The 23891-nt window shown below is 61.1% G+C and carries 26 protein-coding genes; 14 read left to right on the plus strand and 12 right to left on the minus strand.

Features of this window, described 5'->3' with window-relative positions; genetic code table 11:
- Positions 1-2 precede the first annotated feature (2 nt).
- Positions 3-767, plus strand: a complete 765-nt coding sequence (locus HP556_RS28845) for a hypothetical protein (protein ID WP_175369443.1) — start codon at positions 3-5, stop codon at positions 765-767.
- 38 nt (positions 768-805) lie between these two features.
- A complete protein-coding gene (locus tag HP556_RS28850) occupies positions 806-1975 on the plus strand; it encodes a winged helix-turn-helix domain-containing protein (RefSeq protein WP_175369444.1) in 1170 nt (389 codons plus the stop codon).
- 172 nt (positions 1976-2147) lie between these two features.
- On the opposite strand, the gene HP556_RS28855 is transcribed toward HP556_RS28850, so the two are convergent.
- The 4 genes from HP556_RS28855 to HP556_RS28870 all read right to left on the minus strand — a co-directional run bounded on the left by HP556_RS28855 (position 2148) and on the right by HP556_RS28870 (position 4574).
- Complete coding sequence (locus HP556_RS28855) at positions 2148-2807, minus strand: hypothetical protein (protein WP_175369148.1); 660 nt, start codon at positions 2805-2807, stop codon at positions 2148-2150.
- Positions 2808-3118: 311 nt separating this feature from the next.
- Positions 3119-3565, minus strand: coding sequence for a hypothetical protein (locus HP556_RS28860; RefSeq protein ID WP_175369445.1), 447 nt, complete (start codon positions 3563-3565; stop codon positions 3119-3121).
- Positions 3566-3728: 163 nt separating this feature from the next.
- Positions 3729-4019: a hypothetical protein gene (locus HP556_RS28865; protein ID WP_175369446.1), complete on the minus strand. Its 291-nt coding sequence runs from the start codon at positions 4017-4019 to the stop codon at positions 3729-3731.
- 237 nt (positions 4020-4256) lie between these two features.
- Positions 4257-4574 (minus strand): hypothetical protein, encoded by a 318-nt coding sequence (locus HP556_RS28870; protein WP_246297929.1) that lies wholly within the window; start codon positions 4572-4574, stop codon positions 4257-4259.
- A gap of 154 nt (positions 4575-4728) precedes the next feature.
- Between HP556_RS28870 and HP556_RS28875 the strand changes: the two genes are divergently transcribed.
- The 3 genes from HP556_RS28875 (at position 4729) to HP556_RS28885 (ending at position 6620) form a co-directional block, all read left to right on the plus strand.
- On the plus strand, positions 4729-5130 hold the full coding sequence (locus tag HP556_RS28875) for a metallopeptidase family protein (RefSeq protein ID WP_089266478.1): 402 nt from the start codon (positions 4729-4731) through the stop codon (positions 5128-5130).
- Positions 5131-5201: 71 nt separating this feature from the next.
- A complete protein-coding gene (gene leuD, locus HP556_RS28880) occupies positions 5202-5807 on the plus strand; it encodes a 3-isopropylmalate dehydratase small subunit (RefSeq protein ID WP_175369447.1) in 606 nt (201 codons plus the stop codon).
- A 21-nt stretch (positions 5808-5828) separates the two neighbouring features.
- Positions 5829-6620: a glycosyltransferase family 32 protein gene (locus tag HP556_RS28885; RefSeq protein ID WP_175369448.1), complete on the plus strand. Its 792-nt coding sequence runs from the start codon at positions 5829-5831 to the stop codon at positions 6618-6620.
- A gap of 189 nt (positions 6621-6809) precedes the next feature.
- Here HP556_RS28885 and HP556_RS28890 read toward each other — a convergent pair whose 3' ends face one another.
- A complete protein-coding gene (locus HP556_RS28890; RefSeq protein WP_175369449.1) occupies positions 6810-7688 on the minus strand; it encodes an HpcH/HpaI aldolase/citrate lyase family protein in 879 nt (292 codons plus the stop codon).
- Positions 7689-7897: 209 nt separating this feature from the next.
- On the opposite strand from HP556_RS28890, the gene HP556_RS28895 reads away from it, so the two are divergent.
- On the plus strand, positions 7898-8533 hold the full coding sequence (locus HP556_RS28895) for a carbonic anhydrase (protein ID WP_068737916.1): 636 nt from the start codon (positions 7898-7900) through the stop codon (positions 8531-8533).
- A 59-nt stretch (positions 8534-8592) separates the two neighbouring features.
- Here the strand turns inward: HP556_RS28895 and HP556_RS28900 are convergent, their stop codons facing one another.
- On the minus strand, positions 8593-9627 hold the full coding sequence (locus tag HP556_RS28900) for an aspartate-semialdehyde dehydrogenase (protein ID WP_068737914.1): 1035 nt from the start codon (positions 9625-9627) through the stop codon (positions 8593-8595).
- 115 nt (positions 9628-9742) lie between these two features.
- Here HP556_RS28900 and HP556_RS28905 point away from each other — a divergent pair, with 115 nt between their 5' ends.
- The 3 genes from HP556_RS28905 to HP556_RS28915 all read left to right on the plus strand — a co-directional run bounded on the left by HP556_RS28905 (position 9743) and on the right by HP556_RS28915 (position 12375).
- On the plus strand, positions 9743-10546 hold the full coding sequence (locus tag HP556_RS28905) for a hypothetical protein (RefSeq protein ID WP_093757922.1): 804 nt from the start codon (positions 9743-9745) through the stop codon (positions 10544-10546).
- Between the two features lie 186 nt (positions 10547-10732).
- On the plus strand, positions 10733-11110 hold the full coding sequence (locus tag HP556_RS28910) for a hypothetical protein (RefSeq protein WP_175369450.1): 378 nt from the start codon (positions 10733-10735) through the stop codon (positions 11108-11110).
- A gap of 221 nt (positions 11111-11331) precedes the next feature.
- Positions 11332-12375 carry an IS30 family transposase gene (locus HP556_RS28915; protein ID WP_175369451.1) on the plus strand — a complete coding sequence of 348 codons (1044 nt, stop codon included), beginning with the start codon at positions 11332-11334 and terminating at the stop codon, positions 12373-12375.
- On the opposite strand, the gene leuB is transcribed toward HP556_RS28915, so the two are convergent.
- Positions 12372-13484 carry a 3-isopropylmalate dehydrogenase gene (gene leuB, locus HP556_RS28920; RefSeq protein WP_175369452.1) on the minus strand — a complete coding sequence of 371 codons (1113 nt, stop codon included), beginning with the start codon at positions 13482-13484 and terminating at the stop codon, positions 12372-12374. The genes HP556_RS28915 and leuB overlap by 4 nt on opposite strands.
- Positions 13485-13616: 132 nt before the next feature.
- Here leuB and HP556_RS28925 point away from each other — a divergent pair, with 132 nt between their 5' ends.
- Positions 13617-14810 carry a YbfB/YjiJ family MFS transporter gene (locus HP556_RS28925; protein ID WP_338117638.1) on the plus strand — a complete coding sequence of 398 codons (1194 nt, stop codon included), beginning with the start codon at positions 13617-13619 and terminating at the stop codon, positions 14808-14810.
- On the opposite strand, the gene HP556_RS28930 is transcribed toward HP556_RS28925, so the two are convergent.
- From HP556_RS28930 to HP556_RS28940, 3 genes are all read right to left on the minus strand, one after another.
- Positions 14797-15579, minus strand: coding sequence for a molybdopterin-dependent oxidoreductase (locus tag HP556_RS28930; RefSeq protein WP_175369454.1), 783 nt, complete (start codon positions 15577-15579; stop codon positions 14797-14799). The two genes, HP556_RS28925 and HP556_RS28930, sit on opposite strands and share 14 nt — an antisense overlap.
- 11 nt (positions 15580-15590) lie before the next feature.
- Positions 15591-16226, minus strand: coding sequence for a cytochrome b/b6 domain-containing protein (locus HP556_RS28935; RefSeq protein ID WP_093757926.1), 636 nt, complete (start codon positions 16224-16226; stop codon positions 15591-15593).
- 256 nt (positions 16227-16482) lie between these two features.
- Entirely contained in the window at positions 16483-17070 is a 588-nt protein-coding gene (locus HP556_RS28940) for a fasciclin domain-containing protein (RefSeq protein WP_068737906.1), read from the minus strand.
- 415 nt (positions 17071-17485) lie between these two features.
- On the opposite strand from HP556_RS28940, the gene HP556_RS28945 reads away from it, so the two are divergent.
- Positions 17486-19000 (plus strand): malonate--CoA ligase, encoded by a 1515-nt coding sequence (locus HP556_RS28945; protein ID WP_175369455.1) that lies wholly within the window; start codon positions 17486-17488, stop codon positions 18998-19000.
- Positions 19001-19074: 74 nt separating this feature from the next.
- Here HP556_RS28945 and HP556_RS28950 read toward each other — a convergent pair whose 3' ends face one another.
- A complete protein-coding gene (locus tag HP556_RS28950) occupies positions 19075-20040 on the minus strand; it encodes a cation diffusion facilitator family transporter (RefSeq protein ID WP_175369456.1) in 966 nt (321 codons plus the stop codon).
- Between the two features lie 97 nt (positions 20041-20137).
- Complete coding sequence (locus HP556_RS28955; protein WP_175369457.1) at positions 20138-20986, minus strand: sulfite exporter TauE/SafE family protein; 849 nt, start codon at positions 20984-20986, stop codon at positions 20138-20140.
- A 246-nt stretch (positions 20987-21232) separates the two neighbouring features.
- Here HP556_RS28955 and sdhC point away from each other — a divergent pair, with 246 nt between their 5' ends.
- From sdhC to sdhA, 3 genes are read left to right on the plus strand one after another with little or no spacing between them, the layout of a single operon-like run.
- On the plus strand, positions 21233-21631 hold the full coding sequence (sdhC, locus tag HP556_RS28960) for a succinate dehydrogenase, cytochrome b556 subunit (protein WP_068737900.1): 399 nt from the start codon (positions 21233-21235) through the stop codon (positions 21629-21631).
- Positions 21628-22029, plus strand: coding sequence for a succinate dehydrogenase, hydrophobic membrane anchor protein (gene sdhD, locus HP556_RS28965; protein WP_068737898.1), 402 nt, complete (start codon positions 21628-21630; stop codon positions 22027-22029). The genes sdhC and sdhD overlap by 4 nt, the downstream gene beginning before the upstream one ends.
- A gap of 3 nt (positions 22030-22032) precedes the next feature.
- Positions 22033-23871 carry a succinate dehydrogenase flavoprotein subunit gene (gene sdhA / locus HP556_RS28970; protein WP_089266499.1) on the plus strand — a complete coding sequence of 613 codons (1839 nt, stop codon included), beginning with the start codon at positions 22033-22035 and terminating at the stop codon, positions 23869-23871.
- Positions 23872-23891: the final 20 nt, after the last annotated feature.

Here is a 23891-nt window from a genome sequence, read left to right on the forward strand (position 1 = left end):
TCATGACGATCGACGATGCCGAGGGACCAAAAAGGGGCTGGTTCACTCGCGTTGGGATAGCAGTACTCGTGATTGGATTGGGCGCCGCGTTGGCGTCCTTTCTTTTTGCGCCGTCCGAGACGAGTGCTTGGCTACAGAATCTTGGAAATATCGGCCAAGTAGTTTCTGGCATTTTTGCGCCCCTCGCCTTCGCAGGCGTGGTGATCGCTGTGATCCTTCAAAGCCGCGAGCTTAGGCTGCAGCGGGAAGAGTTGATGCTTACGCGCGAGGAGTTGAGGAATACACGCGAGGTCTTCGAACTCCAGAAAGACGAGATGAAGCGGGCGGCTGATGAGAACCGCGAGCAAACACGGATAATGACGGAAAATCTCAGAAGCGAAGGTGACCGGCAAGTTTATGTCGAGGCTGATGTGCTGCTCTATTCTTTAGCGCTCTACATGGTTGCGAACGCGGATGAGCCCTCGGTATCGGGGTTTGGCTCTATATTTGGAATCTACAAAAATATCGCTGAAGGGTTGAATAAAAACAACTCCGATGGCGTTTTCCCCGTTGTCCGCAATCGACTGGAGTGGTTCCTTCGGGCCATGGAAGGAAAATCCGCTACCTTGAGTCCGAAGGCCGGGCCAATGATTGATTATTGTCGAGAGCAGCTATCGCTGCTTTGCGAGAGTGAAAAATTCTCTAGCAATACACTCGTTGCAACTAGGATAGAGTCGCTTGGCATAAGAACGATACTTAGTCTTATCCGGTCAGTAAAGGCGACTTAGTTCTTTCACAAATTTCAACGGTGCATTGCTGGTCTCTCTTGCCCACATTCCGCGCTAAACCCATAGATTTCACTGCCTCTGCCGCCCGACGCATCTGGCTGCGCGCGCAGCGGCTCGATACGCGGGCGCCGTTCGGTGATGGCGCGGAGGCCGTGAAGGCCGCTGTCCAACATCTCGGCTATGTGCAGATCGACACCATCAATGTGATCGAGCGCAGTCACCATCACATCCTGTTTTCACGGATCCCGAACTACAAACGCGCGGATCTCAGGCAGGCGCAGACGCACGACAAGAGCGTGTTCGAATACTGGACCCATGCGCTGGCCTATGTGCCGACCGACGACATCGGCTTCTTCGTGCCGGACATGAAATATTATCGCCGTGAGGGCCATAGCTGGTTCGCTTCGGTGACACCGGCGGACAAGCGCAAGGTCATGCGGTTGGCCAAGGCCGGCCCGTTGTCGATTCGCGATATCGATGACGATGTGCTGCGCGAGAAGGATCACGAATGGGCCAGCCGCAAGCCGTCAAAGCGGGCGCTGCAGCTCGCGTTTTATGAGGGGCATCTCACGATCTCCGAACGGCAGGGCATGCTGAAGACCTATGATCTTCTGCTGCGGCATTTCGGCTGGGAGACGCTGCCGAAAGCGGCGAGCGCTACGGAGAAATTCGCCTATCTGCTGAACCGCGCGCTGCGGTCGCAGGGCATCGTCAGTCTGGACTCGATCTGCCACCTGGATGCACCGAGCAAGGTCGGCATACGCAAGCTGATCGAGGCACGTATGCGTAAAGGCGAATTAGTGGCCGTTACGCTTGATGGCGCCGGCAAGCAGGAGCACTGGACGACGCCCGCGGCGATCGAGGACACCAGCCCGGGCGAAGCGGGGCTCGTGCATGTGCTGTCGCCATTCGATCCCCTGGTGATCCAGCGCAAGCGGACCAATTTGTTCTTCGGGCATGACCATCGCTTCGAGGCCTATGTGCCGAAAGAAAAACGCCAGCTCGGCTACTTCGCACTGCCGGTGCTGGTGGATGATCAGATCGTTGCAGCGGTCGATCTCAAGACCGATCGGCAGAAGCGCAAATTGCTGATGCAGCAATGGAGCTGGGTCGGTGAGGGCACCAAGCCGAAAACACCGCGCAAGGAATGGAAGCGCCGCATCGAGGAAGAGCTCGGGCGGTTCGAGGCGTTTCAGCTCGGGGAGTGAGCTCCGGCGCGTGCACTACGCTCCGTCGTCACCCGCGGGCTTGACCCGCGGATCCACGTCTTGGCAACAAGCAAAGACGTGGATGGCCGGGACATCCAGCGAAGCCGCGCTTCGCGCTATGCCCGGCCATGATGGAGTGTGTGGAGAGTCGCTTCAGTCAACCCGACCCATCTCACCAATAAATGTTGAAGCGATGGTAATGCCGCCGGTGGTGCCAGTGGCGGTGATGCCAGGGGCGATAGCGGCAGATCTTGCGTGGGCCGTAATAAGTCCAGACGATCCGGCAGAAACGGCGCGGTTGGTAGTAGCGTGGGCCGTAATAATAGCTCGGCGCATAGCCGTAGAAGTGCGGGCGGAAATGGCGGCGATAGCCGTAATGGCGCGCGCCGTAGTAACGTGCCGGCGCATAATAGGGGCGCCGGGCGATCAATGGCGCGGCGTAGCGATAGCCGCCGCCATGAAATGCGGGGCCACGCCGGAAGCCGCCGCCGACAAAGGCCGGGCCCGGGCGGAAACCGCCTCCGCCACGGAATGCCGGCGCTGCGGCTCGGAAGCCTCCGCCGCCACCTCCACCACGAAACGCCGGCATGCCGCCGCTACGAAATCCGCCGCCGCCTCCGCCATGAAAGGCGTGACCGCCGCCGCCACCGCCGCGGAAACCTCCTCCGCCACCGCCGCCGCGTCCACCGCGATGCTGGACCTGGAGCAGCGCGTCGCTCGCCTGCTTGGCTGCGGGTGCCGCGCCGGGATTGATCAGCGAGACTGCCCGTGCCGATGGCGTCAGCGATATCATCATCGCTGCGGCGGCAGCCACGCCGAGTGAGCGCGTCATGAATTGTCTGATCGCAAAACCTCGATCGGCATTCAAGACAGGTTGTCGATTCTGAACATCTCTCATCGGAAACATCCTCCCTCGATCGGCGCATGGGACATCGATCGCGCAAACCTGACAGTGCAGGTCCTCGCTTGCGCGAACGGTGCGTTTGCGCATGGTCATGTCATGTGAGTTGTCGCGCCTTGACCGAAAATTAAGGATGTCGATCTGAACGCGTCATGAATGACGCAGGCGGAAGCCGCGCGGCGCGCACAAAAAAACAGGCGCCGCAAAGGGCGCCTGTCGATGTCGTCTCGTACTACTGGAATTTACCAGCGGCCGAAGCTGAAGCCGACGCTGAGCGGGCCGCCGCCGAAGCCGACGCCCGGGCCATAACCATAGGCGCCATAGGGACGATAGCCGCCATAATAGCCGTAGGGCCGGTAGCCGTATCCGCCGTAGTAAGCAGGGCGATAGGCATAGGGACGTCCGTAATAGGCGGGGCCGTAATATGAGCGGTACGGGCGATAGCCGTATCCGTAGCCATAACGCGGGCCGTAATAGCTGCGATACCCGTAGTGCCGGTGGCCGAAGTGATGATGGCGGTGGTGAAAGTGACGATGGCGCCGCTGCGCGCTGAAGTCCGTGGCCTTTACCTTGTTGTCTGCCGCAGCCTTTTGAGGCGTCTGTGCGTCAGCCATTGCGGGGGCGCTGGTCAATGCGCCACCAAGTGAAAGTGTTGCAGCCAGCATGGCTGCGCCTACCCAGTTCTTCATGATTTTTCCTTGCCTCGATCGCTTTCCATCGATCGTCTTTCGTCGCCTTCACCCCATAACGCATATAGCTGCAATGATTTCCCGCGACAGACCGACGCGGTCAACATCTCGTCAAAGAAAACAGGCGCGCTTGCGCACGCCTGTTTGGACTTTAGAAAGAGTCTCAGTAGCGCCAGCCGTGACGACGCACATGGTGCGGCCGGTGCCAGCCATGATGGCGGCGGATGTGATGCGGACGATGCCAGCCGTGGTGACGCCGCATGCCGTGATGCCCGCGATAGCCGCGATTGTGGTGATGACGATACTGCACCTCAGTCGTCAGCTGCTCACCGCCTTGCACGGACGATGCGATGCCTGGGCTGTTCAGCGAGACTGCATTTGCCTGCTGCGTCGGCGCTGCGACGAACAGCAATCCTGCGATGGCGGCGAGGCCGAAAAATTTCTTCACGTTCACGTGTTCTCTCCTGAGTCTGCTGCGTTGATGTCGAGATGCAGCTTCACGAATGGATCATCGCCCATGTGCATGACGCTAGGACGCAGGAGGTGAATGCGATGTGAATATGCTCGGTGCGATATGTCGCAGGGTTTTGTGACGCATCGCTGGAACGAAAGTCAGCGCATGCGACCGCCATCTCCGCAGTTGCAAAGTTTCGGCCTGACGTCATTCAAAATTAAAGTATGAAGTGTCGGCTCAGCCGCGGCGCCAGTAGCAGTTCATGCGCGGCACGATCACCGTGCCGCTCGGGCGATATTCCTGCACCAGATTGGCGGTGCAATCGCGCACGGCATTCGGGCCGGGATTGTAGCTCGGATAAACGCCGCGCTCATCGGGCGTGCCATAGATGCGGACGCGCGGCCGGGCACGGCGGGGCTGAACGTTGTCGCCGGATTGGGCGACCTGCGTGGCCGTCTGCGCCTGTGCGGTGTTCGCCGTCGGCAACGCGCCGAGCGCAACCGCCAATCCCAGTGCCGCCATCATGATCCGCATCTTAACGCCCCAAACCGCCATACGTATGATCCCGAAAAGTAAATGCCGGTTTTCGGACAGGATCATGCCTCAAACGCCGCCGCAAAGTCTCCGATTGACGCCCGCCCGTCAACCGCTCGTGAACGCACTGCACCGGCGCATTGCCATGTCATGGGAATTGGCTAGACAGGGAAACATGTGGCACCAGGCAAAAGCTCCCGATCTCGCGGAAATGGAGGACATGGCCCATGCCATGCTCGCCCTTCTGCCGGAGGATTTCCGCAAGCTCTGCGCGGGCGTGATCATCCGGGTCGATGATTTCCCGACGGATGAGGTGCTGGAGGAGATGCAGGCCGAGACCGAATTCGACCTGCTCGGCCTGTTCCAGGGTGTCGGCCTGCCATTCCAGAGCCAGGACAATACGGGGCAGTTGCCCAACATGATCTGGCTGTATCGCCGGCCGATCCTGGATTACTGGGCCGAACACGACGAAACCCTCGGCCATATCGTCCGCCATGTGCTGATCCACGAGATCGGCCACCATTTCGGGCTCTCGGACGCCGATATGGAGGCCATCGAGGCTGGCGTCGCCGATTAGCCCTGCATAAATCACCCTTGGACGGGCCGCCTGATCGGGCTAAAACGCCCGCTCAATCCGAGGATACGTTCATGGACAAGTTCACCACGCTGGAAGGCGTCGCGGCACCGCTGAAGATCATCAATGTCGATACCGACATGATCATCCCGAAGCAGTATCTGAAGACCATCAAGCGTACCGGTCTCGGCAAGGGCCTGTTCTCGGAAGCGCGCTACCTCGATGAAGGCAGCGAGAACCCGGATTTCGTGCTCAACAAGCCGGCTTATCGCAATGCCAAGATCATGGTGGCCGGCGATAATTTCGGCTGCGGTTCGTCGCGCGAACACGCGCCCTGGGCGCTGCTGGATTTCGGCATCCGCTGCGTGATTTCGACCTCGTTCGGCGACATTTTCTACAACAATTGCTTCAAGAACGGCGTGCTGCCGATCCGCGTCTCGCAGAAGGATCTCGACGCGTTGTTCGACGATGCCGAGCGCGGCGCCAATGCGACGATCACCATCGACCTGCCGAACCAGGAAATCCGCGGCCCTGATGGCGGCACGGTGAAGTTCGAGATCGATCCGTTCCGCAAGCATTGCCTGCTCAACGGTCTCGACGATATCGGCCTGACGATGGAGAAGAAGGCCTCCATCGACAGCTACGAAGAGAAGCTCAAGACCGCACGCGCCTGGGCCTGATCTCACTTCGGAAGGTGACGCGTGATTCCTGACGTCGTCACCTTTTGGGAGGGCCCGCTCGATGCGCTGCGCCGGCTGTGCCTGAGATCGCAGGTCGAGGCCGGCCACCGCGTCACGCTCTACAGTTTTGCACCGATCACCGATCTGCCAGATGGTGTGAGCAATGCCGATGCGGAAGCCGTGTTGCCGCGCGCCTTTGCCGAGCGGCTGCGCCCATCAGCTCCCGATGGCGCGTGGGTTGGCTGGACCCCGCTGCAGTTCAGCGACTTCTTTCGCATCCGACTGATGGCCGAAGGTCTCGGCCTCTGGCTCGATGCGGATGTGCTGCTGTTGAAGCCCATCGAGATCGATTCCGCAAAACCCTATTTCGCCTGGGAGAAGCGACGTCAGCTCGGCAATTCGGTGCTGTATCTGCCGCCTGACGATCCGATCGTCGCGGCGTTCGAGGCGCTGATCAGGCAGGACGAGTTGACGCCAGACTGGATGTCATTGCGCCATCGCCTCGCTTTCGCATGGCGCAAATGGCGCGACAGGTCGAAGAGTGCCAGTGATGTGCGCGTCGCGATCTTCGGCCCGGCATCGCTGACGGCGCTCGCGAAGCGCCATGGCGCGCAGCATCACGCGCTGCCGCGGAAGTCGTATTATGCGATTCACGCTGAGCCGACGCTGTTCTTCGAGCCGTCCGACTTTGCGCGGCTGGTTGGCGATCCCGAAATATTGGGCTTTCATATTTCGCCGAAGGGGCGCGGCAAAGAAGCGCCGGTGCCGGGAAGCTTTTACGCGTGGGCGACGGAGCGGGTCGGCGCACGTTAGTATCAGCCTTTGAATCTACAAATTTCGCGCAACGGCCCGCGGTATCCCTCCCCCCTTGCGGGGAGGGGGTGCCACACGTGAGAGCATCGCCTGTGGCACCCCCACCCGTCGCGCTGCTCGCTGCGCTCGCAACGCGCCACCCCCCCCGCAAGGGGGAGGGTGAAGAAAGCGCGTCGTTGCTGACTGGTACTAGCTCCCCATCGCCGCAATCGCGTCCGAAATCGCGATTGTGCGCTTGGCCACGTCCGCATGCAGCCGCTCGACCATCTTGCCGTCGAGTTGGATCGCGCCGCGCTTGGCGTTTTCCGGCTGTTCGAAAGCGGCGATGATGCGGCGAGCCTGGGCAACTTCGTCGTCCGGCGGCGTGAAGACCTTGTTGCAGGCCTCGATTTGGCTCGGATGGATCAGCGTCTTGCCGTCGAAGCCGATGTCGCGGCCCTGTTCGGCTTCGGCGATGAAACCCTCGGTATCGCTGAAATTGCTGTAGGGACCATCGAGAATTTCGAGACCATGCAACCGCGTCGCCAGCACGCAATGGGTAATCATCGGCAGCATCGCCGCGCGGCCGGGCATCATGCGGATGCGGGTCTCGCGGGCGATATCGTTGGGGCCGAACACGAATCCGGCCAGGCGATTTTCGGAATCGCGCGAGGCGGCCGCGAGTTCCTCTGCATGGAGGATCGCGCGCGAGGTCTCGATCATGGCCCAGACCTTGATCGACATGTCGGCCCCGATGTCGCTGAGGCGATCGGCCACTGCCGCGAGATCCTCGACGCTGGAAATCTTCGGCACCAGGATGCCGTCGGGCTTGGCCTTGCCGGCCATGGTCACGTCGTCGATCCACCATGGCGAATCCAGCGCGTTAATGCGGATGATGACCTCGCGCTTGCCGAAGCCGCCGGCATTGAGCGTCTGCGCGATGGCGTCACGCGCGGTTCCCTTGGCGTCCGGCGCCACAGCGTCTTCAAGGTCCAGGATGATGCCGTCAGCGGCCACGGTACGGGCCTTTTCCAGCGCGCGCGGGTTCGAGCCGGGCATGAACAAATGGCTGCGGCGCGGACGGATCATGGCGTCATTTCCCTGTGATTATGGCCTGTTCGTTATTCAGGCATCCGCGATAACATTTCAGCCCGCCGCCCGGAAGGCTTGTTCGCGCTGGCGTCCTATGGTTATCCGTGGGGACCGTATGTTTGAGCGTGATCTCTCGACAAACGACCCCGTTTGTCGGTGAAAACCGGTATCCACTTTTCGGGATCATGCTCCGAACGAGGCAGACCATGACATCATTTCCGAAGCAGCTCATTGCCGGCTACCAGACCTTTACGTCGGAGCGATTGCCGACCGAGCAGTCGCGCTTCCGCGAATTATCGGAAAAGGGCCAGTCGCCGGAAGTCATGGTGATCGGCTGCTGCGACTCGCGCGTGTCGCCGGAGGTCATCTTCGATGCTTCGCCCGGCGAACTGTTCGTGGTGCGCAACATCGCCAACCTGGTGCCGGTCTATCAGCCCGATGGCGGCGCCCATGGCGTTTCGGCGGCGCTGGAATATGCGGTGCAGGTGTTGAAGGTGAAGCACATCGTCATCCTCGGTCACGCGCAATGCGGCGGCATCCGCGCTTTCGTCGACAATGCGGCGCCGCTGTCGCCGGGTGACTTCATCGGCCGCTGGATGTCGATGTTCATCAAGCCCGACGAGAAGGTCGAGATCCGCGAGCACGAGGCGTTCCAGGATTTCGTCACCCGTATCGAGAAGGCCGCGGTGTTCCGCAGTCTGGAAAACCTGATGACGTTCCCGTTCGTGAGCAGCAAGGTCGAGAGCGGCGAGCTGGAATTGCACGGCGCTTACTTCGGTGTCGCTGTCGGCTCGCTGTCCGTGCTCGATCAGGCCGCGAAAGAGTTTCGGCCGGTGGCGTAAAACAAAAAAAGCCGGATGCTGAGCATCCGGCTTTTGATGGTTGGAGATCGAAGGTCCGCTTACGCGGCCTTCTTTTTCGCCGTGATCAGCTTGCGGTTGATCAGGCATTCCGCAATCTGCACGGCGTTGAGCGCGGCGCCCTTGCGCAAATTGTCCGACACGCACCAAAGAACCAGACCGTTATCGACCGTCGAATCCGTGCGGATGCGGCTGATATAGGTGGCGTCTTCGCCGGCGGCCTCATAGGGCGTGACGTAGCCACCGGGCTCGCGCTTGTCGATCACGAGGCAGCCTGGCGCATTGCGCAGGATGTCGCGGGCTTCATCTTCCGAGATCGGGTTCTCGAATTCGATGTTGACCGCTTCCGAGTGGCCGACGAACACCGGCACGCGCACGCAGGTCGCGGACATTTTGATTTTGGGGTCAAGAATCTTCTTGGTCTCCATCATCATCTTCCACTCTTCCTTGGTGTAGCCGTCCTCCATGAACACGTCGATCTGCGGGATGACGTTGAAGGCGATACGCTTCGGGAATTTGTTATTGACCAGCTCGCTGTTGGTGTAGACGGCCTTGGTCTGCGAGAACAACTCGTCCATCGCATCCTTGCCGGCGCCCGACACCGACTGATAGGTCGAGACGACGACGCGCTTGATGGTCGCCTTGTCATGCAGCGGCTTCAGCGCCACCACGAGCTGCGCAGTCGAACAGTTCGGGTTTGCGATGATGTTCTTTTTGGTGAAGCCATCAACGGCCGAGGCATTCACTTCCGGTACGATCAACGGCACGTCCGGGTCCATGCGCCAGGTCGACGAGTTGTCGATCACGACGGCGCCGGCTGCGCCGATCTTCGGCGACCATTCCTTGGACACGGCTCCACCTGCCGACATCAGGCAGATGTCGACATCGCTGAAGTCATAGGTCGCGAGGTCTTTGCATTTCAGGGTTCTATCGCCGAAGGAAACCTCAACGCCCATGCTGCGGCGCGACGCGAGCGCCACGACCTCGTCAGCGGGGAATTTACGTTCATCCAGAATGCTGAGCATTTCACGCCCGACATTGCCGGTCGCTCCGACCAGCGCGACTTTGTAACCCATCGTTCACTCTCCGAAGAAATATGCTTCACCCCCACATACCGTGGAAAGGGAAGAGCCGCGCTTCTATGCGAGAAACGTCGCAAAGACAACGTCCTAAGCGTGTTTGCGTGTGTTGATGCGTTCAATTTTGGTTTCGCACCACCCAAAGTCGGCAGGTGTCCATCCTGCCCTGCAGAGCTTTGCCGACGAGTGCGGTGCCATCGCCGTGCGTCTGCTCGCCTATATGGGGGTGCTGGCACTGGTTGTCATGGCCGCGGCTACGGTTTTCGACGGACTGGAATTTGACCTCAGCAGCGAACCGGCGGTCAAAGCCGGCTGGAGCGTCGCCAGCCGCTCCCATCCCGCTTTTGCCGTCAGCCAGTTTGATTCATCAGGTAAAACAGCCTCTTACGAGATTTTGAGGCACCCCGAAGGCGGCCGCAAGGATGTTTTGCGCTGGGCGTCGCCCGGGGAGCCCCCGGCGGCCGAGCTGGAATTGTATCGCCCTGGTGCCGAGGCCGAGCGGGCAGGTCCGCCGGCAGCGGACATTGCGGGCCGCATGGACCCCGGCGGCGTTCGCGAGGTGGTGGGCGAGGGCATTATCGACAGCAAGTTCGGGCCGGTCGCCCTGATGGGCTTTGCCGACCGGCTGAAAGACAACAAGCGCTGCCTCGGCTTCATGAAGACGCTGGAGGTGGCCAATCTCAGGATTTCCGGCTGGTCGTGCCAGGGAGACGGCCTGCCGGCGCGGCGGGCGGCGATCGCCTGCACCCTGAACCGGCTGGTGCTGCTCACCGCCGGCAATGAACCCCGGCTGCAGGAGGCCTTTGCCCAGGCAGATTTGAAGCGGGCCGGCTGCATCAGCGGCGCGGCGCTGTCGGCCACTTCAGCCGATTGGGTCACGGGCGCCCAGAACCCGCTGCTGCGCGGCAGCTTGTGACCTCTTCGTGATGGGTTGGACCAAGACCTTGGATTACATGCAACATTCGGCCACACCGCGCATTATATCGACGACTGTGGCCGGATAGACCTTGTGGCCGGATACCCCGGCCAGTTAAATTGACCGCAAATCGGATTTGCCGACTCGGCTTTTGAACGCCGATCTTCTGACTGCAATGAGGACCTGATGACCTTGAAAATCCCCGCCGCGAAAACTCTCGCCATGTTGTTCGCGACGGTTGCCGTCATCGCGACCGCCGTTGCCGTCTCGCCGGCCGATGCCGCCACCAAGAAGAAGGTTCGTGTTTCTGACCGTGACGCTGTTTATGGCGCGCGCGGCCCGAACGTGTCCTATCAGCAGGGCCGCACCCGCGTTTACGTGACGCGTCGTTCTTGGCTCGATGCCGGCGTCGAAGTGCTCCCGGGTGACCGCAAGTTCACTGATTATGCCTATCCGCCCGGTTACTCCTTCGCCCGCGACAACAACAACCGTCCGCTGGACCGCCAGCCGCTCAACTCGCAGTGGGATCTCGGCGGTTATCCCGAGCGCTTCCCGCTCTACTGAGCGCAGCGACATATCGATACGAAAATGCCCGGCTCAGCCGGGCATTTTTTGTTCGTGGGGAAGGTCTCTCCGATGTCGTCCCCGCGAAGGCGGGGACCCATACACGCCGAAGATCTAATCGAAGCACTGTAGCCGCAACTCTGTCGCTTAACCCACGCTCATCGTGGTTATGGGTCCCCTGAGTTCTCAAACGAAGTGCAACACCAGATTAGGGTGTTGCGATGGACGGAACCTACGCCCAGCTATCGCTGGATGACCGCTACAGGATTGCCCAGCTTTACGCCGAAGGGCGCTCGATCCGGCAAATCGCGGCAGCTCTGGATCGCGCGCCATCGACTGTCTCCCGGGAGCTGAAGCGCAATGCCGGCGTGCAGGTCGGCTACAAACCCGCTTACGCGCAGGGCCAGACAACGGCGCGGCGCTGGAAGGGCGCTCGGTTGGACCGCGATGTTGGGCTCCGCACTCAGGTTCTGGACGGACTTCAGCGTGGCTGGTCCCCAGAACAGGTCTGCGGGGTGCTCGCCTTACAGCATGGCCGCAAGGTGATCTCGCCGGAGAGTATCTACCGCTTCATCCACGCTCAGATCGCGCGCACCAAGGATTACAGCTGGCGACGATATCTGCCGCGCGGCAAGAGCAAGCGAGGCTTCCGTGGTCGCAAGGGCGGGTCGTCAGCGCTGCATATAGAGGGCCGGGTGCCGATCGCCGACCGACCAAAGGAGGTCCTGGACCGCGCCACCGCCGGCCATTGGGAGGGTGATCTGATGATGTTCGCGCGCTACGGGCAGGCCATCCTCACCTTGCATGAGCGATTATCCCGTCTGATGATCGCCGTGCGTCTACCCGGCAAGGCCGCCCGTCCGGTCGTGCAAACGATTACCCGACTGCTGGCGCCGCTGCCGCCCGAACTGCGACAGAGCATTACCTTCGACAACGGCACCGAGTTCGCCTGCCACACAGACCTGCATGCACTCGGTATCCAGACGTTTTTCTGCGATCCCTACGCCCGTTGGCAGAAAGGTGGCGTCGAGAATGCCATCGGTCGCATGCGCCGCCGGATTCCGCGCAAGACAGATCTAGCTACGCTCACCTCCCAGGATCTTGCCGATGCCGTGCTGGCTTACAACAGCACACCCCGAAAGTGCCTTGACTGGCATACCCCTGCCGAGCTCTTTGCTCGACAGCTGTTGCACTTCGAGTGTGAATCCACCTCCCCGCCTTCGCGGGGACGACAGATCGAGAGGCTTGAGCCTTCGCGCGCTTAAGCCTGCAGCGCCTGCAATTCCTTCAGCAGGGCTTCGCCCATGCCGGATGTGCTGACCACCGTCGCGCCTTCCGACTTAATATCGGCCGTGCGTAGTCCCTTTGCCAGAACCGCGGCGATGGCCTGGTCGACCTTGTCGGCCAACTCACCCATCTCCAGCGAATAGCGCAGCGCCATGCCGAACGAAGCGATCATGGCCAGCGGGTTGGCCATGCCCTTGCCGGCGATATCCGGTGCCGAGCCATGCACCGGCTCATACATCGCCCTGCGCTTTTTGGTCTTGGCGTCCACTTCGCCGAGCGAGGCCGAGGGCAGCATGCCCAATGAGCCGGTCAGCATCGCTGCGATGTCGGAGAGCATGTCGCCGAATAGGTTGTCGGTGACGATGACGTCGAACTGCTTTGGCCACTTCACGAGATTCATGCCGCCGGAATCGGCGAGCTGATGCTCGAGCGTGACGTCCTTGTATTCGCGGCCGTGCACCTGGGTGACAACCTCGTTCCAGAGCACGCCCGACTTCATGACGTTACGCTTCTCCATCGACGTCACCTTGTTCTGGCGCTTGCGGGCCAGATCGAAAGCGACACGTGCGATGCGCTCGATTTCATAGGTGTCGTAGACCTGCGTATCGACGGCACGCTTCTGGCCGTTGCCGAGATCGGTGATGGTCTTCGGTTCGCCGAAATAGACGCCACCAGTGAGCTCGCGCACGATCATGATGTCGAGGCCCTCGACCACCTCGCGCTTCAGGCTCGATGATTCAGCCAGCGCGGGATAGCACACGGCCGGGCGCAGATTGGCGAACAGGCCGAGATCCTTGCGCAGGCGCAGCAAGCCGGCCTCGGGTCGATGCTCATAAGGCACGTTGTCCCACTTCGGACCGCCGACGGCGCCGAAGATGATGGCGTCGGCTGCATCCGCCTTGGCCATTGTGGCATCGGTGATAGGGAGCTTGTCGGCATCATAGGCGGCGCCGCCAACCAGGCCGTTCTCGATCGTGAATTTGGCGATGCCCTGGGCATCGATCCAGTCGATCAGGCGCTTCACCTCGGCCATCACTTCAGGGCCGATGCCGTCGCCGGGGAGAAGCAGCAATTTGTGCGTTGCCATATTCAAGTGCCCTTGCAATCCGTTACTGATTGCCGCGAGTGCTAAGACGTCATTGCGGGAATGGCAAGACAGTGTTGCCGAAGGGATGATTGCGGGTGCCGTGAAACCTGCGACATTGCTGACGCAGCGGAGATCCCCGTGACGTCATCTGTGCCTTCCCCGGCGCGCCCTAACCCGGCGTGGCTAATACTCGTCCTGTCGCTCGCGCCGGCCATCGGGCTCGGCATCGGCCGCTTTGCCTATTCGCTGGTGTTGCCCGATATGCGCGACAGCCTGCAGTGGTCCTATTCGGCGGCCGGCTTCATGAATACCGTCAACGCCGCGGGCTATCTCGCCGGCGCACTGGTTGCGGCCGGGCTCGGCAGGCGCTTCGGTCTGATCGCGGTGATTCAGGGCGGTACGCTTGCTTGCATCGTGTCGCTCATCGTTTGCGGCGTCACGGCTGATTTCACATTGCTGAGTATCGCGCGACTGGTCACGGGCTTTGGCGCGGCGATTTCCTTTGTCGCCGGCGGCGCGCTCGCCGCCACCATCGGCCTCGCTTATCCCGAACGGTCGTCCTATCTGCTCAGTCTGTTTTATGCCGGGCCAGGTATGGGTATCCTCCTGTCCGGTCTGATCGCGCCGTTCGTGCTGCAGGGGTTTGGTCCGGGCTCCTGGTGGATCGTGTGGTTGGTCCTCGGTCTCGTCTCGGTCGTGATCGGTCTGCCGCTGTTGCGCCCGCGCGTCGATGCGTCCGATGACACGTCAACGGACGATAAGGTGCCGCTCGCGATCCGCCCGATGTGGATCTACCTCATTGCCTATTTCCTATTTGGCGCGGGCTACATCGCCTACATGACCTTCATGATCGCCTATGTGCGTGATGGTGGCGGAAGCGCCGTGGCGCAGAGTGCGTTCTGGTGCCTGATTGGCGTCAGTTCGTTCGCGTCGCCCTGGCTGTGGCGTAACGTGCTGGCGCGTGGCCAGAGCGGCCGCGCCATGGCAATCATTCTCGGCACCAATGCGGTAGGCGCAGCGATGCCGCTGCTGGGGCATTCGCCTGTGGTGCTCGGCATCTCCGCCGCCATTTTCGGCGTTGCATTCTTCGCGGTGGTTGCGGCGACCACGGCCTTCGTGCGCTTCAACTATCCTCGCGCGGCATGGTCGAAGGCCATTGCAGCGGTGACGATCGTGTTCGGCATCGGCCAGACTCTGGGTCCGATCGCGGTGGGTGCCATTTCGGACGCGACCGGCAGTCTCACATCCGCTCTTGTGGTCTCAGCAGCGACGCTGGTGTTCGGTGCGGTGCTGGCGATGTTCCAGAAACCGATCAGCTCCCGCTGAAATCGTTATAGCCCTGATCTTCCCAATAGCCGCCTTTGTAGTCGTTGGTGACTTCCATCGCGACGACGTATTTCGGATTCTTGAAGCCAAGTTTGGTCGGCACACGAATCTTCATCGGGAAACCATAGGCCCGAGGCAGAAGCTGGTTGTCGAACTTGAAGGTCATCTGCGTTTGCGCATGCATGGCCGTGGGCATATCGAGTGAGCTCGTATAGTCCTCGGCGCAGCGGAAATGGACCCACCTCGCATTGGTGTCCGCGCCGACCAGTTTCAAGAAGTCACGCAGCGGCGTGCCCTGCCAGGAGCCGATGGCGCTCCAGCCTTCCACGCAGATATGGCGGGTGATCTGTGACACTTCCGGCAGCTTGTGCAGTTCATCCAGCGTCCAGGACCTCTTGTCCTGGACGAGGCCGGAGACTTCGAGCTTCCATTCCTTGCCGTCGACATTCGGCGCGTCGTCCTCGGCATAGAAGGCATTGAACGGAAATGGACGCTTGATGTCCTTCTCGGAATAGGTCGGCGCCAGCGTATTCGGATTGAAGATTCGGGCCTGTACCATGTCGTTGAACTTCGACATATGCGTCAGGAGGTTCTCGGCCGAGAGACTGTCGCTCACATCGCAGCCGGTGAGCAGCGTCAGTGCGCCAAAGCTTGCACCCGACGCGATGAAGCGGCGGCGCGACAGGTCTGGCATCAACTTCGTGGCGTCCTTGACGAGGAGATTCTTGTCGACGCCGGGAATGATGAGGGAGCGGAGTTTCCTGATCATGGTCGTGTCCCTCAGCGTCCGATAATCATCGCACGCAAACTCTTCGGCACGATCAGGGCCAGAGCGACGTGGATGACGAGGAAGCCGACAATGGCGGCCATCATGAAGAAATGCACATAGCGGGCGGTGTCGTAGCCGCCGAACAGCGCAGTAAGATATTGCAGCTGGACGGGCTTCCAGATCGCGAGACCCGACAGCACGATCAGAATGCCGACCACAATGATCCCGGTATAGAGCAGCCTCTGCACCTGATTGTAGGTTGAGAGGTCAGCGTGCGAGAGCTTGCCGGTCAGCGCAGCCTTGGTGTCGTCGAGCACACCCTTCGCCGAGATCGGCAGCAGCTTCTTGCGGAAGCGTCCGGTGACCATGCCAAGAGTGAGATAGACGAGGCCGTTGATCACCAGCAGCCACATGGCGGCGAGGTGCCACATGATGCCGCCGCCGAGCCAACCACCCAGCGTAATGGATGATGAGAATGTGAAATTGAACAGCGGCGAGGCGTTGTAGATCTGCCAGCCCGACATGATCATCAGCACGATCGCGACGGCGTTGATCCAGTGCACGACGCGCACCCAGGCGGGCTGGATGACTTTGGTATTCGTAACCTTGGTTGCGGCGCGGTCGCCGGCGGCTGTGATGCTCGACATAGGCATATCCTGGGCTGAGCAGCGGTTCGATTGGTGCTCGGTGACGCGAGTTATTACCAGCTATACGGCATAACCGGTCGTTCGTTACGGCGGCTCCTGTAACAACCCCGGTCGGGCCGGCTCATATCGATCACAAAAAAGCGAGCCGGGTTGCCCCGGCTCGCTCCTTTTGCGCCCCTCGGTATCCTCCGGGGACGCGCGCGCATCCAGTGGGGACAAGTCAGGATGCGCGAATTTGTTGCGCAGAAGCCAGAGATCAGGCTTTCGGCATCAGGACAGTATCGATGACGTGAATCACGCCGTTCGACTGGTTAACGTCGGCGATGGTTACAGTCGAGGAACCGCCCTTGGCATCGACGATCATCACCTTGCCGCCCGAAGCCTTCACGGTCAGTTCTTCGCCTTCCACGGTCTTCAGCTTCTGGCCGTCCTTGAGGTCGGCGGCGTTCAACTTGCCGGGGACCACATGATAGGTCAGGATCTTGGTCAGGGTCGCCTTGCTCTCAGGCTTCACCAGCGTGTCGACGGTACCGGCCGGCAGCTTGCCGAAGGCGGCGTTGGTCGGTGCGAACACCGTGAACGGGCCCTTGCTGGAGAGGGTATCGACCAGGCCGGCGGCCTTCACGGCGGCGACCAGCGTGGTGTGATCCTTCGAGTTGACGGCGTTCTCGACGATGTTCTTCGACGGATACATCGGTGCGCCACCGACCATCACCGTCTTCTCGCCCGACATTTCGCTCTTCATCATCTTCTTGTCTTCGGCCTGTGCGGGGGCAAGCACGGCGCCAGTGATGGCGAGGGTGCTGAATGCGACGGCCGACAGAAGTGCAATGCGCTTGGACATGGATCGTCTCCCGAGTGATGTGAGTGACCAGCGATCTCGCTGGTGCGATGAATGGCATCAACCGCGGCAATCCCTTGGAGGCCAGATTGCGCCGTCGATGCCCGAGTTACGCGAGGTCTCGGGACCAGTTTCAGGCTATATTTTTTGGCGCCGCTGAAACTTTTGCGGGTGCATTTCGTTCGCGCGAGGCAATCAATGACGAGTGCGATACATCGGGTTTGATACAATCACGCGCGGAAACCGCGACGGGTTGACGCTGCTCCAGGCGGCTGATCCACCAGATCTGGCGGTCCATCCCCATGCCGGATGCGTTGCCTAGACATGGCCATTCTTGCTAAGGAACGGGACAAATTGACGCGATCGTCGGGCTATCCGCACCGGTCGCTCCCGCACTCCTGCACCGCGTGACCTTGCCATGAGCGCCAACCTGTTTTCTCGCCTATTCGACAAACTCGACGATGCCTCACGTCTCGCGATCGAGACGCCCGAGGACAAGCACATCAGCTATGGCGACCTGATCGCGCTGGCGGGCCAGATGGCCAATGTGCTGGTGGCTCGCGGCGTCAAGCCGGGTGACCGCGTCGCGGCGCAGACCGAAAAGTCGGTGCCGGGCCTAGTGCTGTATCTGGCGACGGTGCGGGCCGGCGCGGTCTATCTGCCGCTCAACACCGCCTATACGCTCAACGAACTCGATTACTTCATTACCGACGCCGAGCCGTCGCTGGTGGTGTGCGATCCCTCGAAGGCCGAGGGCTTTGCCGCTATTGCGGCCAAGGTCGGCGCCAAGGTCGAAACGCTGGGCGCCGACGGCAAGGGTTCGCTGACCGATGCCGCAGCGAAAGAGAAGCCGGATTTTCAGACCGTCGAGCGCAAGAACGAAGATCTCGCCGCGATCCTCTATACGTCGGGCACCACCGGCCGCTCCAAGGGCGCGATGCTGAGCCACGACAATCTGGCGTCGAACTCGCTGAGCCTTGTTGAATACTGGCGTTTCACCAAGGACGATGTGCTGATCCACGCCCTGCCGATCTATCACACGCATGGTCTGTTCGTGGCGAGCAATGTGACGCTGTTTGCGCGCGCGTCGATGATCTTCCTGCCCAAGCTCGATCCGGAACTCATCATCAAACTGATGGGCCGCGCCACCGTGCTGATGGGCGTGCCGACTTTCTACACGCGTATCCTGCAGTCGCCGAACCTGACGAAAGAGACTTGCAGCCACATGCGGCTGTTCATTTCGGGCTCCGCACCGCTGCTGGCCGATACCCATCGCGAATGGTTTGCGCGCACCGGTCATGCCGTGCTCGAGCGTTACGGTATGACCGAAACCAACATGAACACGTCGAACCCTTATGACGGCGAGCGGGTACCCGGCGCGGTGGGCTTCCCGCTTCCCGGCGTCTCCGTGCGCGTCACCGATCCCGAAACGGCCAAAGAACTCGCGCGCGACACCATCGGTATGATCGAGGTGAAAGGGCCGAATGTGTTCCAGGGCTATTGGCGGATGCCGGAGAAGACCAAGGCGGAGTTCCGCGACGACGGGTTCTTCATCACCGGCGACCTAGGCAAGATCGACGCCAAGGGCTATGTCCACATTCTCGGCCGCGGCAAGGATCTGGTGATCTCGGGCGGCTTCAATGTCTATCCGAAGGAAATCGAAAGCGAGATCGACGCCATGCCCGGCGTGATAGAAAGCGCCGTGATCGGCGTGCCGCATGCAGATTTCGGTGAGGGCGTCACCGCCGTGGTCGTGAGCGACAAGAAGACCGCGATCGACGAGGCCTCCGTGCTCAAGGCGCTGGATGGCCAGATCGCCAAGTTCAAGATGCCGAAGCGCGTGATCTTCGTCGACGATCTGCCGCGCAACACCATGGGCAAGGTGCAGAAGAACGTACTGCGCGATAGCTACAAGGATATCTACGCGAAGTAAGCCCCCGCACAGTCCCTCATGGTGAGGAGGCGCGCAGCGCCGTCTCGAACCATGAGATGCTGTGTGGCCATACCCTAGATCACATGCTCCGGCGCGAGTGCGCAGGCCGAATTCGGATCCATCTCGATCTGGATCGTCGCGTGCTCAATGCCGAAGTCACGCTTCAGGCGCGCGGCGACTTCCATCAGATAGGCGTCGCCGGGTGCGCCTGACGGGATCACCATGTGACAGGTCAGCGCCACTTCGGTTGTGCTCATCGGCCAGATATGCAGGTCGTGCACCTGCGCGACGCCGGGGCATTGTTCGAGGTAGCCGCGCACTGCAGCAGGATCGATGCCGCGCGGAACGGCGGCGAGCGACATCGCAGTGGAGTCGCGCAAGAGGCTCCAGGTGCCCCAGACGATCAGCACACAGATGACGAGGCTGGTCAGGGCGTCGATCCACAGCCAGCCGGTGAACATGATGACGATCGCGGCAATGACCACGCCAACCGAGACGGCAGCGTCGGCGACCATATGCAGATAGGCGCCGCGGATGTTGAGGTCGCTGTTGCGGCCCGAGGCAAACAGCCAGGCGGTCACGCCGTTGATGACGATGCCGATGGTCGCGACGATCATCACGGTGATCTCGGCTACCGGTTCGGGATTGAACAGTCTTAGCACGGCCTCCCAGGCGATGGCACCGACAGCAACCAGCAGGAACACGGCGTTGAAGAGCGCTGCGAGAATTGAGGACCCGCGCAAACCATAGGTGAAGCGCGGCGTTGGCGCGCGCTTTGACAGCACAGCCGCGGTCCATGCCGCGATCAGCCCGAGCACATCCGAGAGATTGTGCCCGGCATCGGCCACGAGCGCCATCGAGCCGCTGGCATAGCCGTAAATCGCCTCGATGACGACGAAGACGGTATTGAGGCTGATGCCGATGGCGAAGGCCATGCCGAAACTCGCGGGCGCATGCACATGCCCGCCGGGGCCGTGCGCGTGGCCGTGATCGCCTTGCTTGTGGCTGTGGTCGTCATGATCGTGATGTGAGTGCGCCATCGGTGTTCCGTCGCGTGGTCTGACGGCATCCATAGCAAGTTATGATCCGGATACTATTACGGTTGCTGCTGCGCGTCGGCCGCCCCGATTTACGGGGTCATATTAGAGCGATGACAAACCGGCTGCCGACGATGAATAGATAAATTCCAAACGCCATTTCCAGCGCGCGCTTCGACATCGCATGCGCCGCCTTCACGCCGAGCGGCGCCACCAGCAGGCTGGTCGGCATCACCAGCAGCGCGCCGATCAGCGAGACATAACCGATGGCGAACGGCAGCTGCAGCGCTGCGACATCGGGAAAGCGCGCGGCGGCCGGCCAGCCGGCATAGATGTAGCCGATGGCGCCGGGGATCGAGATCAGCACGGCGAGTGCTGAGGATGTCGCCACCGCCTGATGGATAGGCCGGCCATAAAAGGTCATCAGCAGGTTCGAGAACAATCCGCCGCCAATGCCCATCAGCGTGGAGAGAAGACCGACGAAGAAGCCGTAAATCTTCATCAGTGGGCCGTCGGGCAAGTCGTCGCCGAGCTTCCAGCCGTCGCGCGCGAGCAGCAGCCGTGCCGCCGCGGACCAGGCAACGGCAACGAAAACGATCTTGAACAGCCGCTCCGGCGCATAGCGGGCGGTGACGCTGCCGATGACGACGCCGATCAGGATCGGCCACCACCACTTCCGCAGGATCTCCATATCTACGGCGCCGCGGGCCATATGGGCACGGAAGGACCGGATCGAGGTCGGGATGATAATGGCCAGCGAGGTGCCGATACAGAGCGGCATCCGTACTTCCAGAGGCACTCCGGCGATGCGGAAACACTCGTAAAATACGGGGACCAGGATGGCGCCCCCGCCTATCCCGAAGACACCTGCCAGGAAACCGGCCAGTGCGCCGACGGCAATAAGAAGCGCCGCCAGTTCGACAATCTCGGTTACATTGAGCCCAGCCATTCCCGCCCCGATTGCCATTTGCTATCGCATCATGAAGTTCTCATGAATCGCGCTTCACCAAGGCTGTCAGCAACAAGCCCGGCAACTGTCAATACCCGCAAATGCAAGGCTCATTTGAAGCTCTGAACGATTGTTCGGAGTATGTCATTTCGCGATTGCACTGGTTGTTTTGAGTTCGTAAATAGAATTGCTCTACGCGATCCCCAATCGGGCACCGTCTGCCCATTAACCTGTCAAAGTTGTTAAATGACCGCTCGGATCGAACGACCCCTTTCGCCGCATCTGCAAGTGTACCGCTGGACCCTGACGATGGCGCTGTCCATCGTGCATCGCGCTACCGGCGTCGCCTTGTATTTCGGCACTTTGCTTCTTGTCTGGTGGCTGATCGCCGCTGCGTCCGGCCCAGCCGCCTATGCCCATGTGCAGGCCTTCACCGGCAGCATCATCGGTCGCCTGATCGCATTCGGCTACACGTGGGCGCTGATCCATCATGCCATGAGCGGCATCCGCCATCTGGTCTGGGATCTCGGCTACGGATTCAAGCCTTCCGAGCGTGAATGGCTCACCTGGGCGGCATTGATCGGCGGCATCGGCATCACCATCCTGCTCTGGATCATTGCCTACGCGATCGGAGGCGGACGATGAGCGGTTCCAACTCTCCGAAGTCGGTGCGCACGCCGCTCGGCCGCGTCCGTGGTCTCGGCTCCTCGCATTCGGGCACATCAGACTTCTGGCGTCAGCGCCTGACCGCCGTGGCTATGCTGCTGCTGATGATCCCTGTGATCTTCATCGTGATGTCGGTTTTCAGAAGCAATCAGGCCGGCGTGGCGCAGGTCCTTGGTTCGCCTATTGTCGCCATCGTCATGTTGCTCTTCATCGTTGCCAGCATCTGGCACATGAAGATCGGCATGCAGGTCGTGATCGAAGACTATGTCCATGACGAGAAGATCAAGCTGATCTCGATCATCGGCAACAATTTCTTCTCTGCCGCCGTGGCGCTGGCATCGATCTACGCCATCCTTAAACTTTCATCCGGAGTGTAGCGCATGGCCGTCAACGGCACTGGCGCGAACGGCGTTGGCGGCCCCGCCACCAACGGCCACGCCTATCCCATCGAAGATCACACCTATGACGTCGTTGTCGTTGGCGCCGGCGGCGCCGGCCTGCGCGCGACCGTCGGCTGCGGCGAAGCTGGCCTGCGCACCGCCTGCATCACCAAGGTATTCCCGACCCGCTCGCATACGGTTGCCGCCCAGGGCGGCATCTCCGCCTCACTCGGCAACATGCACGAGGATAACTGGCGCTGGCACATGTACGACACCGTGAAAGGGTCGGACTGGCTCGGCGATCAGGACTCGATCGAATATATGGTGCGCAACGCGCCCGACGCCGTTTATGAGCTCGAACACTGGGGCGTGCCGTTCTCGCGCACCGAAGACGGCAAGATCTATCAGCGCCCGTTCGGCGGCATGACCATGGATTACGGCAAGGGCCAAGCCCAGCGCACCTGCGCGGCCGCCGACCGTACCGGTCACGCCATGCTGCACACGATGTACGGCCAGGCCCTGCGTCACTCGGCCGAGTTCTTCATCGAATACTTCGCCATCGATCTGATCATGGACGATCAGAATGTCTGCCGCGGCGTCATTGCGCTCAAGCTCGACGACGGCACGCTGCATCGCTTCAAGGCGCAGACCGTCATTCTCGCCACCGGCGGCTATGGCCGCGCTTACGCCTCCTGCACCTCGGCGCATACCTGCACCGGTGACGGCGGCGGCATGGCGCTGCGCGCTGGTTTACCACTGCAAGATATGGAATTCGTTCAGTTCCATCCGACCGGCATCTACGGTTCGGGCTGTCTCGTCACCGAAGGCGCGCGCGGCGAAGGCGGTTATCTCGTCAATGCCGAAGGCGAGCGCTTCATGGAGCGTTACGCACCGTCCGCCAAGGATCTCGCTTCGCGCGACGTCGTTTCGCGCGCGATGACCATCGAAATTCGCGAAGGTCGCGGCGTCGGCAAGAAGAAGGATCACATCTTCCTTCATCTCGACCATCTCGATCCGAAGGTGCTGGCGGAGCGTCTGCCGGGCATCTCCGACTCGGCACGCATTTTCGCCGGCGTCGATGTCACCAAGGAGCCGATCCCGATCGTCCCGACGGTGCACTACAATATGGGCGGCATCCCGACCAACTATCACGGCGAAGTCGTCACCAAGAAAGACGGCGACGACAATGCGGTGGTGCAGGGCCTGATGGCCGTGGGCGAAGCTGCCTGCGTGTCGGTGCACGGCGCCAACCGTCTCGGCTCCAACTCGCTGATCGATCTCGTGGTGTTCGGCCGTGCGGCCGCGCTGCGCTGCGCCGAGAAGCTGACGCCGAATGCCAAGCAGCCCGACCTGCCGAAGGACTCGGCCGACCGCGCGCTTGGTCGTCTCGATCACTACCGCTATGCGAAGGGTGGCACTTCGACCGCGAAGATCCGCGAGAACATGCAGCATGTGATGCAGACCAACTGCGCCGTGTTCCGCACTGGTGAAGTGCTTAACGAAGGCAAGGAGTTGATCCACAAGGTGTATGGCGGTATCGGCGATATCGCCGTGTCTGACCGGTCGCTGGTGTGGAATTCGGATCTCATCGAGACCCTCGAATTCGACAACCTGATCACTCAGGCCATCGTCACCATGGACTCGGCTGCGAACCGCACCGAGAGCCGCGGCGCGCATGCGCGCGAGGACTTCTCGGATCGCGACGACAAGAACTGGATGAAGCACACGCTGGCGTGGATCGATGGGGGCGGCAAGACCACCATCGATTATCGCCCGGTGCACGACTACACGATGACCAACGACGTTCAGTACATCGTGCCCAAAGCGCGCGTGTACTAATGATGACAGCGAAGGCTTGA

It is taken from the genome of Tardiphaga robiniae (assembly GCF_013359755.1).
Lineage (GTDB): Bacteria > Pseudomonadota > Alphaproteobacteria > Rhizobiales > Xanthobacteraceae > Tardiphaga > Tardiphaga robiniae.

Coding starts and splice junctions, on each gene's coding strand:
- HP556_RS28845 (WP_175369443.1), top strand. CDS start 3: ATGACGATCGACGATGCCGAGGGACCAAAAAGGGGCTGGTTCACTCGC.
- HP556_RS28855 (WP_175369148.1), bottom strand. CDS start 2,807: ATGACGCGCTCACTCGGCGTGGCTGCCGCCGCAGCGATGATGATATCG.
- HP556_RS28860 (WP_175369445.1), bottom strand. CDS start 3,565: ATGAAGAACTGGGTAGGCGCAGCCATGCTGGCTGCAACACTTTCACTT.
- HP556_RS28870 (WP_246297929.1), bottom strand. CDS start 4,574: ATGGCGGTTTGGGGCGTTAAGATGCGGATCATGATGGCGGCACTGGGA.
- HP556_RS28875 (WP_089266478.1), top strand. CDS start 4,729: ATGTGGCACCAGGCAAAAGCTCCCGATCTCGCGGAAATGGAGGACATG.
- leuD (WP_175369447.1), top strand. CDS start 5,202: ATGGACAAGTTCACCACGCTGGAAGGCGTCGCGGCACCGCTGAAGATC.
- HP556_RS28890 (WP_175369449.1), bottom strand. CDS start 7,688: ATGATCCGTCCGCGCCGCAGCCATTTGTTCATGCCCGGCTCGAACCCG.
- HP556_RS28895 (WP_068737916.1), top strand. CDS start 7,898: ATGACATCATTTCCGAAGCAGCTCATTGCCGGCTACCAGACCTTTACG.
- HP556_RS28900 (WP_068737914.1), bottom strand. CDS start 9,627: ATGGGTTACAAAGTCGCGCTGGTCGGAGCGACCGGCAATGTCGGGCGT.
- HP556_RS28905 (WP_093757922.1), top strand. CDS start 9,743: ATGCGTTCAATTTTGGTTTCGCACCACCCAAAGTCGGCAGGTGTCCAT.
- HP556_RS28910 (WP_175369450.1), top strand. CDS start 10,733: ATGACCTTGAAAATCCCCGCCGCGAAAACTCTCGCCATGTTGTTCGCG.
- HP556_RS28915 (WP_175369451.1), top strand. CDS start 11,332: ATGGACGGAACCTACGCCCAGCTATCGCTGGATGACCGCTACAGGATT.
- leuB (WP_175369452.1), bottom strand. CDS start 13,484: ATGGCAACGCACAAATTGCTGCTTCTCCCCGGCGACGGCATCGGCCCT.
- HP556_RS28930 (WP_175369454.1), bottom strand. CDS start 15,579: ATGATCAGGAAACTCCGCTCCCTCATCATTCCCGGCGTCGACAAGAAT.
- HP556_RS28935 (WP_093757926.1), bottom strand. CDS start 16,226: ATGTCGAGCATCACAGCCGCCGGCGACCGCGCCGCAACCAAGGTTACG.
- HP556_RS28940 (WP_068737906.1), bottom strand. CDS start 17,070: ATGTCCAAGCGCATTGCACTTCTGTCGGCCGTCGCATTCAGCACCCTC.
- HP556_RS28945 (WP_175369455.1), top strand. CDS start 17,486: ATGAGCGCCAACCTGTTTTCTCGCCTATTCGACAAACTCGACGATGCC.
- HP556_RS28950 (WP_175369456.1), bottom strand. CDS start 20,040: ATGGCGCACTCACATCACGATCATGACGACCACAGCCACAAGCAAGGC.
- HP556_RS28955 (WP_175369457.1), bottom strand. CDS start 20,986: ATGGCTGGGCTCAATGTAACCGAGATTGTCGAACTGGCGGCGCTTCTT.
- sdhC (WP_068737900.1), top strand. CDS start 21,233: ATGACCGCTCGGATCGAACGACCCCTTTCGCCGCATCTGCAAGTGTAC.
- sdhD (WP_068737898.1), top strand. CDS start 21,628: ATGAGCGGTTCCAACTCTCCGAAGTCGGTGCGCACGCCGCTCGGCCGC.
- sdhA (WP_089266499.1), top strand. CDS start 22,033: ATGGCCGTCAACGGCACTGGCGCGAACGGCGTTGGCGGCCCCGCCACC.